Source organism: Methylovorus menthalis, from assembly GCF_020523625.1.
In the GTDB taxonomy this organism is placed as follows: Bacteria; Pseudomonadota; Gammaproteobacteria; order Burkholderiales; family Methylophilaceae; genus Methylovorus; species Methylovorus menthalis.
On sequence record NZ_JAJAQH010000006.1, the window covers coordinates 947,982 to 961,598 of the forward strand.

14 protein-coding genes are annotated in these 13,617 nt (G+C 50.9%); 13 read left to right on the forward strand and 1 reads right to left on the reverse strand.

All coding sequences use genetic code 11. The features are described 5' to 3' along the window. Nucleotides 1-4: 4 nt before the first annotated feature. A complete protein-coding gene (gene map, locus LG204_RS10360; protein ID WP_268868076.1) occupies nt 5-844 on the reverse strand; it encodes a type I methionyl aminopeptidase in 840 nt (279 codons plus the stop codon). 184 nt (nt 845-1,028) lie between these two features. Between map and rpsB the strand changes: the two genes are divergently transcribed. The 13 genes from rpsB (at nt 1,029) to lpxA (ending at nt 13,607) form a co-directional block, all read left to right on the forward strand. After that, nucleotides 1,029-1,778, forward strand: coding sequence for a 30S ribosomal protein S2 (gene rpsB / locus LG204_RS10365; RefSeq protein ID WP_230337198.1), 750 nt, complete (start codon nt 1,029-1,031; stop codon nt 1,776-1,778). An 87-nt stretch (nt 1,779-1,865) separates the two neighbouring features. Further along, nucleotides 1,866-2,741 (forward strand): translation elongation factor Ts, encoded by an 876-nt coding sequence (tsf, locus tag LG204_RS10370; RefSeq protein ID WP_230337199.1) that lies wholly within the window; start codon nt 1,866-1,868, stop codon nt 2,739-2,741. A 128-nt stretch (nt 2,742-2,869) separates the two neighbouring features. Then, nucleotides 2,870-3,586 carry a UMP kinase gene (pyrH, locus tag LG204_RS10375; protein WP_230337200.1) on the forward strand — a complete coding sequence of 239 codons (717 nt, stop codon included), beginning with the start codon at nt 2,870-2,872 and terminating at the stop codon, nt 3,584-3,586. Between the two features lie 27 nt (nt 3,587-3,613). Then, nucleotides 3,614-4,171, forward strand: a complete 558-nt coding sequence (frr, locus tag LG204_RS10380) for a ribosome recycling factor (RefSeq protein WP_230337201.1) — start codon at nt 3,614-3,616, stop codon at nt 4,169-4,171. 39 nt (nt 4,172-4,210) lie between these two features. After that, on the forward strand, nt 4,211-4,960 hold the full coding sequence (locus LG204_RS10385; protein ID WP_230337202.1) for an isoprenyl transferase: 750 nt from the start codon (nt 4,211-4,213) through the stop codon (nt 4,958-4,960). Nucleotides 4,961-4,963: 3 nt separating this feature from the next. Further along, nucleotides 4,964-5,803: a phosphatidate cytidylyltransferase gene (locus LG204_RS10390; RefSeq protein WP_230337203.1), complete on the forward strand. Its 840-nt coding sequence runs from the start codon at nt 4,964-4,966 to the stop codon at nt 5,801-5,803. Nucleotides 5,804-5,818: 15 nt separating this feature from the next. Then, a complete protein-coding gene (gene ispC / locus LG204_RS10395; RefSeq protein ID WP_230337204.1) occupies nt 5,819-7,012 on the forward strand; it encodes a 1-deoxy-D-xylulose-5-phosphate reductoisomerase in 1,194 nt (397 codons plus the stop codon). Continuing rightward, entirely contained in the window at nt 7,009-8,361 is a 1,353-nt protein-coding gene (gene rseP, locus LG204_RS10400; protein ID WP_230337205.1) for an RIP metalloprotease RseP, read from the forward strand. Before ispC ends, rseP begins: the two co-directional genes overlap by 4 nt. Before the next feature lie 5 nt (nt 8,362-8,366). Next, nucleotides 8,367-10,715 carry an outer membrane protein assembly factor BamA gene (bamA, locus tag LG204_RS10405; RefSeq protein ID WP_230337206.1) on the forward strand — a complete coding sequence of 783 codons (2,349 nt, stop codon included), beginning with the start codon at nt 8,367-8,369 and terminating at the stop codon, nt 10,713-10,715. 39 nt (nt 10,716-10,754) lie between these two features. Next, complete coding sequence (locus LG204_RS10410; RefSeq protein WP_015830106.1) at nt 10,755-11,258, forward strand: OmpH family outer membrane protein; 504 nt, start codon at nt 10,755-10,757, stop codon at nt 11,256-11,258. A gap of 30 nt (nt 11,259-11,288) precedes the next feature. Further along, nucleotides 11,289-12,344, forward strand: coding sequence for a UDP-3-O-(3-hydroxymyristoyl)glucosamine N-acyltransferase (gene lpxD, locus LG204_RS10415; RefSeq protein ID WP_230337207.1), 1,056 nt, complete (start codon nt 11,289-11,291; stop codon nt 12,342-12,344). A 9-nt stretch (nt 12,345-12,353) separates the two neighbouring features. Then, the gene (gene fabZ, locus LG204_RS10420; RefSeq protein WP_013442255.1) at nt 12,354-12,815 is read left to right on the forward strand and encodes a 3-hydroxyacyl-ACP dehydratase FabZ; all 462 of its coding nucleotides are present in this window, start codon (nt 12,354-12,356) and stop codon (nt 12,813-12,815) included. Nucleotides 12,816-12,821: 6 nt separating this feature from the next. Beyond that, a complete protein-coding gene (gene lpxA / locus LG204_RS10425; RefSeq protein ID WP_230337208.1) occupies nt 12,822-13,607 on the forward strand; it encodes an acyl-ACP--UDP-N-acetylglucosamine O-acyltransferase in 786 nt (261 codons plus the stop codon). The last annotated feature ends 10 nt before the right edge of the window (nt 13,608-13,617 follow it).

Genomic DNA, 13,617 nt, shown 5'->3' on the forward strand with positions numbered 1-13,617 from the left:
GCTGCTAGATAAAGCTGGGAATGGCGGGCGAGCCGTCAGAAACGGTAAGGACCTCATACCCGGTGTCTGTAACCAGCACGGTGTGTTCCCATTGAGCCGACAGGCTGTGGTCTTTGGTGACGATTGTCCAGCCGTCGCCCAGTTGCTTGATGTCACGCTTGCCGGCATTGATCATGGGCTCAATGGTGAAAATCATGCCTTTTTGCAGCTTGACGCCAGCACCAGGTTTGCCGTAGTGCAATACCTGAGGATCTTCGTGGAATTTTTTGCCTATGCCATGGCCGCAGAATTCACGCACGACACTGTAACCACTTTTTTCAGCATAGACCTGAATGGCATGGCCGATATCGCCCAGCGTTGCACCTGGCTTCACCTGCTGGATTCCAAGCCACATGCACTCATATGTAATATCGCACAGGCGCTTGGCCTGAATGGAAGGCTCACCGACCATGAACATGCGGCTGGTGTCGCCATGGTAGCCATCCTTGATCACGGTGATATCCAGATTCACGATATCGCCGTTTTTCAGGACCTTGGGGCCAGGCACGCCATGGCAGATCTGGTGATTGATCGAGGTGCAAATGGATTTTGGGTAGGGCGTATGCCCATGGGGCGCATAATTGAGGGGCGCTGGGATGGTTTTTTGTTCATTTACCATGTAGTCATGGCAAAGTTTGTCGAGATATTCTGTGGTGACGCCAGCTTGGACATGCGGCGTGATAAAATCAAGCACTTCGGAGGCAAGGCGGCCTGCGATGCGCATTTTCTCGATATCGAGTTCATTCTTGATGGTAATTGCCATATTCACTGCGTTAAGCCGAAGCTTGTTTTTCCTTGAGTTCAGACAGTCGCTTATGTTAACATATTGCACCCGTTTAGCAGCTTAATTGGCTGTTGGCGGCCTTAACCAGCATGCGCTTGAATATTTTACTCGCATGCGAAATCTGCACACATGCCCCGTACAGGGTGTCCGTTATACGGATGTTGGTTGGGCGTGTGGAAGCAATTAACCCTTACTGGAGACTTTTATGTCCGTAACTATGCGTCAAATGCTGGAAGCCGGGGTTCACTTCGGCCATCAAACCCGCTACTGGAACCCCAAGATGGCACCGTTCATCTTCGGTGACCGCAACAAGATTCATATCGTCAACCTGGAAAAAACCCTGCCATTGTTCGAAGATGCACTGAAGTATGTGCGTCAACTGGCTGCTAACAAGGGCCGTATCCTGTTTGTTGGCACTAAACGTCAAGCACGCGACATCATGAAAGAAGAAGCTGACCGTGCTAACTGCGCTTACGTCAACCACCGCTGGCTGGGTGGCATGCTGACCAACTTCAAGACCGTCAAGCAATCCATCAAGCGCCTGAACGACTACGAAACCATGCTGCAAGATGGCAGCCTGGATAAGTTCGGCAAGAAAGAAGCTCTGGGCTACAAGCGTGAAGTTGAAAAGCTGCAACGCTCTATCGGTGGTATCAAGGAAATGGGCGGCCTGCCAGACGCGATTTTCATCGTGGACGTAGGTCACGAAAGCGGCGCTGTTACTGAAGCTGCCAAGCTGGGCATTCCTGTTATTGGTGTGGTTGATACCAACAACTCTCCAGATGGCGTGGCTTATGTTATTCCTGGTAACGATGACTCCAGCCGTGCGATTCGTCTGTATGCCCGCGGTATTGCTGATGCAGTGCTGGAAGGCCGTAGCCAAGCCATCACGGAAATCGTGAAGTCCGCTAGCGAAGAAGAATTCGTCGAGGTTGAAGAAACCGCGGCAGAGTAAGACCCTGATAAAAGGGGGCGAAAGCCCCCTTTTTTATATCTGTTATTTGGCCAAGTCTGGCCGAGATCATCATTGAAGGAGCAAATAATGGCTGAAATTACCGCAGGCATGGTAAAGGAATTGCGTGAGCGCACAGATGCGCCCATGATGGATTGCAAAAAAGCACTGACAGAAGCCGAAGGCGACATGACCCGTGCAGAAGAAATTCTGCGTGTACGTTTCGGTAACAAGGCTAGCAAGGCTGCTGGTCGTGTTGCTGCTGAAGGTACCGTTGGCATCAGCATCAGCGCTGATGGCAAGACCGGCGCCATGGTTGAAGTGAACTCCGAAACTGACTTCTGTGCCAAGAACCAGGATTTCGTTAACTTCGTTAACGAACTGGCATCCGTGATTTCCAGCAACAAGCCAGCCGATATCGCTGAGGTTGCAGGCCTGAAGATGGGTTCTGCCACTGTGGAAGAAAACCGCACTGTGCTGGTTGGCAAGATTGGTGAAAACATCACTCCACGTCGCTTCCTGCGTGCAGATGCACAAGGCAAGCTGTACAGCTATGTTCACGGCAGCAAGATCGGCGTTGTTGTTGATCTGGTTGGCGGTGACGAGACCCTGGGCAAGGATATTGCCATGCACATCGCTGCTGCCAAGCCTAAGTCGCTGGATGCCAGCGGTGTGGATGCAGCTCTGATCGAAGCCGAGCGCCGTGTTGCTATTGAAAAAGCCAAGGAAGCCGGCAAACCGGAAGCCATGCTGGAAAAGATCGCCGACGGTACCGTGCAGAAGTTCCTGAAGGAAGTTACGCTGCTGAGCCAGCCTTTCGTCAAGGATGACAAGCAGACCATCGAGCAATTGCTCAAATCCAAAAACGCCTCCGTTGCTTCTTTCACCATGTATGTAGTGGGTGAGGGTATTGAGAAGGTTGTTACCGACTTCGCAGCTGAAGTCGCTGCTGCAGCCAAGATCTAGGCTGCAGTTTCTCTGGTAGTAAAACCGTGGGGGGCTTCACCCCTGCGGCTGTAATGATGTACTCGCTGCAAAACGATAATGTGATTTAATAACGCATTGTCGTTTTGCACAACTCAGATAGGAGCCCCATGACATCCCCCGCCTTTAAACGCATCCTGCTTAAATTATCTGGTGAAGCCCTCATGGGTGATGATAGTTACGGCATTAATCGTGCGACCATTTCGCGTATCGTGAATGAAATCAAGGAAGTGGTGGATATGGGCGTGCAGGTGGCTGTGGTCATCGGTGGCGGTAATATCTTCCGCGGCGTAGCCCCAGCAGCAGAAGGCATGGACCGGGCAACGGCTGATTATATGGGCATGTTGGCGACGGTGATGAATGCGCTGGCACTGCAGGACGCCATGCGCCATGTAGGCCTAGTCAGTCGGGTGCAATCTGCACTCAATATCGAGCAGGTCGCAGAACCATATATCCGTGGCAAAGCAATCCGCTATCTGGAAGAAGGTCGTGTTGTCATTTTCGGTGCTGGCACCGGTAATCCATTTTTCACCACCGATACTGCAGCGGCATTACGCGGTATGGAAATGAATGCGGATATCGTGCTCAAGGCTACCAAAGTGGATGGTGTTTACACGGACGACCCCAAGACCAATCCGGATGCTATGCGCTATAAAACGCTGACCTTTGATGAGGCCATCATCAAGAATCTCAAGGTGATGGATGCGACGGCACTGACGCTGTGTCGCGATCAGAAATTACCTATTTCCGTATTCAGCATATTCAAGCAAGGCGCCCTCAAGCGTGTGGTGATGGGCGAAGATGAAGGTACACGTGTACTGCCTTAAGGCGTGTGCAAGGTTTAGGAGAGAGTGATGCTCAACGAAGTAAAGAAAAACGCAGAACAAAAGATGCAAAAATCGCTGGAGTCGCTGAAAAGTGACCTTGGCAAAGTTCGTACTGGCCGTGCACATACCGGTCTGCTGGATCATGTCATGGTCGAATACTATGGCTCCATGGTGGCGGTTAACCAAGTGGCTAACGTCACTCTGGGCGATGCGCGCACCATCAACGTGCAGCCTTATGAAAAGAATATGGTGGCCAAGATCGAGAAGGCCATTCGTGATGGCGACCTCGGTCTTAACCCGGCAACCAATGGCGACGTGATTCGTGTGCCGATGCCAATGCTGACTGAAGAACGTCGGCGCGATCTGATCAAGGTCGTGCGTACCGAAGGTGAAAATGCCAAGGTGGCGATTCGTAATGTGCGCCGTGATGCCAACGATCAGCTCAAGAAGCTGACTAAAGACAAAGAAATCAGTGAAGACGATGAGCGCCGCATGCAGGATGAAGTGCAAAAGCTGACTGACCGTTTTGTTACTGAGGTCGACAAGCTTCTGCAAGTCAAAGAAGCCGACCTCATGGCGGTGTAATCTGCCGTGTTTGATTTGTCCTTAGAAACGGAGTCTTGATTGGCGCTTTTTTTTAGCTCCACACAATCCATTCCCGACACCGCCGAGGTGCCACGCCACATTGCCGTCATCATGGACGGTAACGGGCGCTGGGCCAAGAAGCGGTTTTTACCGCGGGTAGCTGGTCACAAACGTGGTGTGGAAGTTGTTCGCGATATCGTCAAGCAATGCGCAAGTATTGGTGTTGAATATCTGACGCTGTTTGCCTTCAGCAGTGAAAATTGGCGCCGTCCGCAGGAGGAGGTTTCCTTCCTGATGGGGCTTTTCATGGAAGCCTTGCAGCAAGAGGTTTCCAAGCTTCACAAGAATAATATTCGCCTGGTGATGATAGGTGACCATGCGCGCTTTGATGCATCCCTGCGTGAGCAGATTGCGCGCGCCGAAGCCCTGACCCGGGATAACACAGGCTTGACCTTGACCATCGCTGCCAATTACGGTGGGCGCTGGGATATTCTGCAGGCGGTCAACCGCTTGCAGGCCGAGCGCCCGGAGCTTGCTGGGAATTACAATGAAGAGCATCTAGCTCCCTATCTTTCCATGCATTACGCCCCTGAACCCGATTTGTTTATTCGCACAGGAGGCGAGCAACGCATCAGCAACTTCCTTCTGTGGCAGCTGGCATATAGCGAGCTCTATTTCACGGATACCTTATGGCCGGATTTCGACTCGGCTGCTTTCGAACTTTCCATTGCATCCTATCGTCAGCGTGAGCGCCGTTTCGGTCGCACCAGCGAACAGTTGCAGCAATAAGCTATGCTAAAAGCGCGCATTCTTACTTCCCTGGTACTCATACCACTTTTTCTGGCTGCGCTGTTCTATCTTCCCGACATGTATTGGGCGTTGCTGATGCTGGTCATCATCACTGTCGGTGCCTCGGAGTGGGCAAGCATGAATCGGCTTGGCGGGGGGCGCTGGCTATATCCAGCCGTGACGTTCGCCATTGGTACGCTGGCTATTGCTGTCACCGATACAAGCTATGTGTTTGTTCAGCAGCATATTTTGTTCTGGGGCTTGCTCGCTTCTGCCATTTTTTGGACGTTCTTTGTACCTATCTGGCTCTCCGGTCGCTTTCGCATTCGAAACCAGGTAGGGGTTGCGATTATTGGGTGGGTGATTCTCATCCCGACCTGGCTGGCATTTGTCAGCCTGCACCGTATTAAGCCTGAGCTTTTGCTGGCCTTGCTGGTCGCGGTATGGATTGCCGATAGTGCAGCTTATTTTGCAGGCAAGCGTTTTGGACGCCACAAACTGGCACCAAAAATCAGCCCAGGCAAAACCTGGGAGGGCGTGCTGGGTGCTTGGCTGGCCGTCAGCGTATATGGACTCATACTTTGTAGCACATTGGGAATCACGCCTTGGATTATCCTGGGGCTTTGGGGGATTACTGTGCTGAGTATCATGGGCGATCTTCTGGAGTCGCTGGTGAAGCGGCATGCGGAAGTAAAAGATAGTGGGCGTTTGTTACCTGGGCATGGCGGCGTACTTGATCGTATCGATGGCTTGACCTCAAGCTTGCCGCTGGCAGCGTTCTTTATTTATTTCCCTTTGTATTTCCACTACGCCTATCCTTTATGGGCAAGTGTTTCCCAATAGCCCTGGGGGCGAAATTTGTTACAGTCATCACCACAAAACATTACCATCCTCGGTGCCACCGGCACCATCGGGCTCAATACGCTGGATGTGATTGCCCGTCACCCTGACAAATACCGTGCATATGCGTTAACGGCCAATGGTCGTGCCGAGGCCTTGTTTGATCTTTGCAAGCAATATCATCCTCGATATGCCGTGATGCTACAGGAAGCTGCGGCTGAGCGCCTTCGTGAGTTGCTTCGCAATGCTGGGGTGGAGACGGAAGTCCTGTTCGGCATGGATGCCCTGGAACAAGTAGCTTCCGCGCCTGAAGTGGATGCCGTGATGGCTGCCATTGTTGGTGCGGCCGGTCTCAGACCTGCCATGGCAGCCGCCCGTGCGGGCAAGCGCATCATGCTGGCCAACAAGGAAACGCTGGTGATGGCGGGCAGCTTGTTCATGCAAGCGGTGGAAGAGAGCGGCGCGACCTTGCTGCCTATTGATAGCGAGCACAATGCCATCTTTCAGGTCATGCCACCCAGAAAATACCCTGACCTTCACAGCGGCGGTGTGCGCAAGATATTGCTGACAGCCTCTGGTGGTCCATTTCGCAATGCAAGTCACGAGCAGTTGCTGCAAGTCACCTCGCAGCAGGCACTGAATCATCCGAATTGGGTCATGGGGCCAAAAATCACCATAGACTCTGCTACCTTGATGAATAAAGGTCTGGAAGTTATTGAGGCAAAATGGCTTTTTGATGCAACGCCTGAGCAGATTGAGGTGGTGGTGCATCCACAGAGCGTCATTCATTCCATGGTGGAGTATGTGGATGGCTCAGTGCTGGCGCAATTGGGCAATCCTGACATGCGCACGCCCATTGCCTATGCGCTGGCTTACCCTGAGCGTATTGATAGCGGGGTCGGCTCGCTCGACTTGTTCAAGATTGCCACATTGAATTTCGAACGTCCTGATACTGGCCGCTTCCCATGTTTGCGCCTAGCATTTGATGTATTGAAGCAAGGGGGAACAGCTCCAGCTATCCTGAATGCGGCCAACGAAGTAGCAGTGGAAGCTTTTCTGCAGTCTCGCATTAGGTTCATGGATATCCCCGCACTCATCGAGCGCGTGCTCTCACAATCCACCATCCAGCCCGTTACCGACATTCCCAACCTGATTGCGGCTGACCAGGCCGCCCGCGAGCTTGCACAGGAGTGGATGGTGCAATCAGCATGATTACCATCATTGCCTTTATCGTGACTCTTGGCATCCTGATTACCATTCATGAGTATGGGCATTTTCAGGTCGCGCGCTGGTGTGGCGTCAAAGTCTTGCGATTCTCACTTGGCTTTGGAACGCCTTTGCTGACAAAGCATATCGGCAAGGACAACACTGAGTTTGTGCTGGCTGCATTTCCTTTGGGTGGCTACGTGAAAATGCTCGATGAGCGTGAAGCTCCGGTGGCTGAGCATGAGTTGCATCGAGCCTTTAATCGGCAAGCCGTATGGAAGCGTATGCTTATCGTGCTGGCTGGGCCGATGGCTAACCTGTTGCTCGCCATCCTGCTTTATTGGGTGCTGTTCATGCATGGTGTCATGGGTATCAAGCCATTATTGGGAGATATCCCTGCGCAAACACCAGCTTCGATTGCCCAAATGCAGTTAGGCGAGCTGATTACCGACATCGCTGGTGAGCCTGTCGCCAGTTGGCAAGACGTGCGCTGGATACTGATGCGCCAGGCGCTCGCTAACTCGCCGGTGTCAGTGGAAGGACAACTGAACGATGTTTCCCTGCACCACAATTTGAATTTATCTGTGTTGGATAAAGATGATTTTGAAAGTGACTTCCTGCCAAAATTAGGCCTCGTACCTTATCGCCCAAGCATGCCACCTGTGGTGGGAGAGGTAATTGCGGGAAGCGCAGCAGAAAAGGCTGGCTTGCTGCCAGGGGATAACATCCGCGCCATCGATGGCGTTGCCATTACAGCGTGGGATCAGGTGGTGGATACCATACGTTTGCATCCACAAAAGCCATTGAAAGTCACTGTCACACGTGATGCTCAAGCTGTGGATTTACAGGTTATTCCCGACAGTGTTCGAGAGAATGGCAGGGAAATAGGTCGAATTGGGGCGGCTTACAAAGCAAACCAAAGCGAGCTGGATAAAATCATGACGACGGTGAGTTACTCGCCAGGTGTGGCAGCTAGTAAGGCGGTCACCAAAACATGGGAAACCTCGGTTTTCAGCCTTCAAATGCTGGGTGGCATGCTGACGGGCGATGTGTCTTGGCGAGGCATGAGTGGGCCAGTGACCATTGCCAGTTACGCTGGGCAAAGTGCGCAGATTGGCTGGAAAGCGTTTTTAGGCTTTCTGGCGCTCGTCAGCATTAGTCTTGGCGTGCTAAATCTGCTTCCTATCCCTGTGTTGGATGGGGGGCATTTGTTGTATTATATTGTTGAGGTTTTCAAGGGCAGCCCGGTTTCCGAGCGCGTCATGGAAATTGGTCAACGCATTGGACTGGCGCTGCTCGGATTGTTAATGGCATGCGCTTTTTATAACGATATAAATCGATTGATAACAGGCTGATCTGAATGAATTTAAGCATCAAGCTTAAGCATATACCGTTTGTGGTATTGGGTATGTATGCAACATCAGCAATGGCATTAGAGCCATTTGTAGTGAAGGATATCCGGGTAGATGGGATACAGCGTACCGAGGCCGGTACGGTATTTAACTACCTGCCGGTCAAAGTCGGTGAGACCATGGATGATGACAAGGCGACCCAAGCGATTAAAGCGCTGTATGGCACCGGATTCTTCAAGGATGTGCGGATTGAAGCTGATCAGGATGTGTTGGTCGTTGTTGTTCAGGAGCGAGCTGCGATAGCCCAGCTGAATTTCAGCGGCAATAAATCGTTCCCTAGTGACAAAATGAAGGAAGGCCTTAAGCAGATTGGTCTGGCAGAAGGCTTGATTTTTGACCGGTCCATGCTCGATCGCGCCGAACAGGAAATCAAACGCCAGTATCTCTCTCAAGGCAAGTACGGCGCCACTGTCAAAGCTGTTGTGACCCCTCTGGAACGAAACCGCGTAGCGGTGCAGTTCAATATTGAGGAAGGTGCCATCTCCAAAATTCGCAGTATTAATATTGTGGGTAATCAGGCATTTGACAGCAAAACCTTGCTTGAAACCATTTCGTTGACGACACCCGGCTGGATGACCTGGTGGAACAAGAACGATCAATACTCCAAACAGAAGCTCACAGCAGATCTGGAAGCCCTTCGTTCCTTTTACATGAATCAAGGCTTTCTCGAGTTCAATATCGAATCGACCCAGGTATCCATTACCCCTGACAAACGAGACATCTACATCACCATCAATATCACTGAAGGTGAAAAGTACACCGTGACCGATATCAAGCTGGCCGGCGAAATGCTGTTAGCTGAGGAGGAGGCACGCAAGCTGATTAGCCTGCAAACAGGTGAATACTTTAATCGTCAAAAAATTACAGAGTCCAGCAAGGCTATTGGTGATCGTCTGGGTAACGACGGTTATGCATTCGCCAATGTCAACGCTGTACCAGATGTCGATAAAGACAAGCATACCGTTGCCTTTACCTTCTTTATTGATCCAGGCCGCCGTGTGTATGTGCGCCGCATTAATTTGACTGGTAATACCCGGACACGTGATGAAGTGTTGCGTCGCGAAATGCGCCAGATGGAGTCTGCCTGGTACGGTGCGGATAAGATCAATCGTTCCAAACAGCGTCTGGAGCGTTTACAGTTCTTCTCGGATGTGAACGTAGAAACGCCTGCGGTGCCAGGAACGAATGATCAGGTGGACCTGAACATCAACGTTACCGAAAAATCGACGGGTAGCGTGATGTTTGGTGCCGGTTTATCCAGTGCTGAAGGCGTGGTATTCGGTGTGACCGTCAATCAGAGCAATTTCCTTGGTACCGGTAATCGTGTATCTGCTCAGGTGAATACCGGTAAGGTAAATACCATTTACTCGCTGAGTTACACTGACCCTTACTTTACGCCGGATGGTGTAAGCCGTACGTTCAATGCCTACCGTCGCGATATTGATACCTCGTATCTGAGTACTGGGAGTTACAAGACTTCTTCCTACGGTACAGGCGTAAGCTTTGGTATGCCGTTGAATGAACGTGACTCGGTAAGTGCTGGTCTTACCTTCGATTTTACGCAGGTAGACCTTACCTCTAGCAGCCCGATTCAATATCGCCGTTATTGTGGTGATGCGAATGCCAATGGTTGTGACAACACCAGCGTCTTGCTAAACCTCGGTTGGGCTCATGATACCCGCGACAATGTATTGTTCCCGAATAAAGGTGTCTACCAGCGGTTGAGCAGCGAAATTGGCTTGCCAGGACTGGACCTTCAGTATTACAAGGTTGAATACAAGCATTCTTGGTACAAGGACATTACACCTAATATTACCTTCATGCTGAATGGTGAAGCCGGGTATGGCGATACATATGGCGACAAGGACTTCCCGTTCTTCAAGAACTTCTATGTGGGTGGTGTAAACTCGGTACGGGGTTATCAGACCAGTTCGATTGGGCCGCGTCTCTATGACACGGTCAATGAACGCGGGTATGCTATTGGCGGTACCAAGCGCCTGCTGGGTAATGCTGAGTTGTATTTCCCCATTCCTGGCATGAAAGATTCCAAGCAGTTGCGTCTGAGCACCTTTATTGACGCAGGTAATGTTTACACGTCAGATGAGCGTATGGATCTGGGTGATTTGCGCTACTCTGCAGGTATTGGCGTGAGCTGGTACTCCCCATTCGGGCCGATCAAACTCGTATTGGCAAAGGCCTTGAATGCACAAAAAGATACCGTGCAGACCGATGGCAAAACGTTGTATAGCGATGACAAAACGCAAATCCTGCAATTCCAGATGGGTTCGCAGTTCTAAGCAGTTTGTATGATTAAGTGTTAAATATTGGAGAATGAATTGAGTAAATTATTGAAAAGCCTGGTCTTGACAGCATTTGCTGCTTTTACACTGAATGTGTCGGCTGCAGAGCTCAAGGTAGGTTACGTACAAGTGGACAAAATTCTGCAGGAAGCCCCACAAACGGCAGAAAGTGGCAAAAAGCTCGAGAAAGAATTCAGTCCTCGCACCCAAGAGCTGGATCGTCTTCAAAAGCAAATCAAAGATATTGAAACATCGTTGGACAAAGATAGCTTGACCTTGTCTGAGACGGATCGCCGCAATAAAGAGCGAGATGCATCCAACCTGAAAATCGAATTTCAGCGTAAACAACGCGAATTGCGTGAAGATGTAAATATGCGCAAGAATGAAGAGCTGGGCGCCTTGCAAGATCGTATCAATAAAGCGGTTACCTCTGTATCTGAAGCGGAAGGTTACGATCTGGTTGTTTACGGCGGCGTAGCTTATGCAAGCAAGAAAATCGATATTACCGACAAGGTACTGAAAGCCCTGGGCAAGAAGTAAACTCTGGTATTTGAAAGCGATCCTGGCCTGATGAAAGCGCAATACTCCTTAACGGAGATCGTATCCAGGCTGGGAGGCGAGCTGGTCGGTGACGGTGATATTGTCATTAGCCGTGTCGCCTCACTGGCCAATGCTCAGAATGGGCATATCAGCTTTATAACTGATTCCAAATATCGCACTCAGCTAGCCGAAACAGCAGCAAGTGCGATTATCATCAGTGAACAGCATCGTGAATTAACGACGCTGCCCCGCATAGTTACCGACAATCCCTATGCCTATTTTGCGCGTGTTTCGGATCTGCTGAATCCGCGAGTGGAGTATGTTCCCGGTATCAGTCCGAACGCCAGTGTGGCCTCGGATGCTATCGTACCTGCCTCGTGCACGATCATGGACTACGCCGTGATAGCTACCGGGGTTGAACTGGGCGAAGGCGTTGTCATAGGGGCAGGGTGTGTCGTTGGCCGAAATGTTCATATTGGAAGCCATACGGTACTGCAAGCGCATGTGACGATCTATGCAGATTGCCAGATAGGTCAGCGTTGCGTCATGGCGGCAGGCGTGGTCATTGGTGCCGATGGTTTCGGTTATGCCAATGATCAGGGGCGCTGGGTTAAAATCCCACAGGTTGGCAGAGTCATCATCGCGGATGATGTGGAAATTGGCGCCAATACCTCGGTCGATAGAGGCGCCTTGGACGATACGATTATTGAGCAGGGGGTTAAGCTTGATAATCTCATACAGATTGGACATAACTGCCGGATAGGCGCACATACTGTGATTGCAGGATGTGTAGGTATTGCCGGTAGCGCAATTGTCGGCAAGCATTGCCGCATAGGGGGTGCCGCCATGATTCTGGGGCATCTCGAGATTGCAGATGGAGTGACCATTTCGCCGGGCAGCATGATTACAAGATCATTGCTGAAATCGGATACTTACACAGCGCTGATGCCGTTCCAGACACATGGCGATTGGCTGAAGACGGCGGCAAACATACGCCGTCTTGGCGATATGTCCGAGCGGGTAAAGCAGTTGGAAAATGAGTTGGCGCAGATCAGGGCGCAGCTGGACATAACAAATAGAAATTGAGGAAATGCCATGAATGATCAGGCTGTTACCAGCATGGATATCCATGAAATATTAGAGCACCTGCCACACCGTTATCCTTTCTTGCTGGTCGACAAGGTATTATCGCTGGAGCTTGGCAAAGAGATCGTGGCTGTCAAAAACGTCAGTATGAACGAGCCATTTTTCCCAGGGCATTTTCCCTATCATCCCGTCATGCCAGGCGTTTTGATCGTTGAAGCCATGGCGCAGGCCGCTGCCATTCTGTCTTTCAAGACAATGGATACCAAGCCGAATGATGAGTCGGTCTATTACTTTGCCGGCATTGATAGTGCGCGTTTCAAAAAGCCGGTATCGCCTGGTGACCAGCTTATCCTGAAAGTAAGCATAGACCGTATCCTGCGCGGCATATGGAAATACAAAGGCCAGGCTCTGGTCGATGATGTGGTTGTGGCAGAGGCCGAAATGATGTGCATACTTAAGGCGATTGAGTAGGCCATCATGACGTCCCAGGTAAAAATCCATCCTACTGCCATTATCGATCCACGCGCTGAACTTGATAGCAGCGTTGAGGTAGGGGCTTATACCAGCATAGGTGCTGACGTTAAGATAGGTGCCGGCACACGGGTTGGTAACAATGTGGTGATTGCCGGACCAACTACCATTGGTCGAAACAATCATTTGTTTCATTTTTCCTCCCTAGGTGAAGCGCCGCAGGATAAAAAATACCGTGATGAGCCCACCAGGCTTGAAATCGGCGATAACAACACCATCCGTGAGTTCTGCACCTTGAATCGGGGGACCATTCAGGATAAAGGTGTAACCCGTATTGGCAACGATAACTGGATCATGGCCTACGTGCATATTGCGCATGATTGTCAGGTAGGCAACCACACCATTCTGGCTAACAACTCCTCCCTGGCTGGGCATGTCGATATGGATGACCATGCTATTCTGGGCGGCTTTACTCTGGTGCATCAATTCTGCAAAATTGGCTCGCATGTCATGACAGCCGTTGGCACTGTTGTATTCAAGGACATTCCTCCTTATGTCACAGCAGCAGGGTATGACGCAAAACCGCATGGGATTAATGCTGAAGGCTTGAAGCGGCGCGGGTTTAGTGCTGATAGCATTACGCGTATCAAGCGTGCTTACAAGACGCTTTATCGTCAGGGACTCACGCTGGAAGAAGCCAAAGAGCAGCTTTCTCAGCAACTTGCTGAATGCCAGGAACTTGGCATTTTGCTGGACTTTTTGAATATATCCACCCGCGGCATTGTCCGTTAAGAAAGACCTG

Bases quoted from the DNA above. Each gene is read 5' to 3' on its own strand.
- rpsB (WP_230337198.1), top strand. From the start codon at position 1,029: ATGTCCGTAACTATGCGTCAAATGCTGGAAGCCGGGGTTCACTTCGGC.
- tsf (WP_230337199.1), top strand. From the start codon at position 1,866: ATGGCTGAAATTACCGCAGGCATGGTAAAGGAATTGCGTGAGCGCACA.
- pyrH (WP_230337200.1), top strand. From the start codon at position 2,870: ATGACATCCCCCGCCTTTAAACGCATCCTGCTTAAATTATCTGGTGAA.
- frr (WP_230337201.1), top strand. From the start codon at position 3,614: ATGCTCAACGAAGTAAAGAAAAACGCAGAACAAAAGATGCAAAAATCG.
- LG204_RS10390 (WP_230337203.1), top strand. From the start codon at position 4,964: ATGCTAAAAGCGCGCATTCTTACTTCCCTGGTACTCATACCACTTTTT.
- rseP (WP_230337205.1), top strand. From the start codon at position 7,009: ATGATTACCATCATTGCCTTTATCGTGACTCTTGGCATCCTGATTACC.
- bamA (WP_230337206.1), top strand. From the start codon at position 8,367: ATGAATTTAAGCATCAAGCTTAAGCATATACCGTTTGTGGTATTGGGT.
- lpxD (WP_230337207.1), top strand. From the start codon at position 11,289: ATGAAAGCGCAATACTCCTTAACGGAGATCGTATCCAGGCTGGGAGGC.
- fabZ (WP_013442255.1), top strand. From the start codon at position 12,354: ATGAATGATCAGGCTGTTACCAGCATGGATATCCATGAAATATTAGAG.
- lpxA (WP_230337208.1), top strand. From the start codon at position 12,822: ATGACGTCCCAGGTAAAAATCCATCCTACTGCCATTATCGATCCACGC.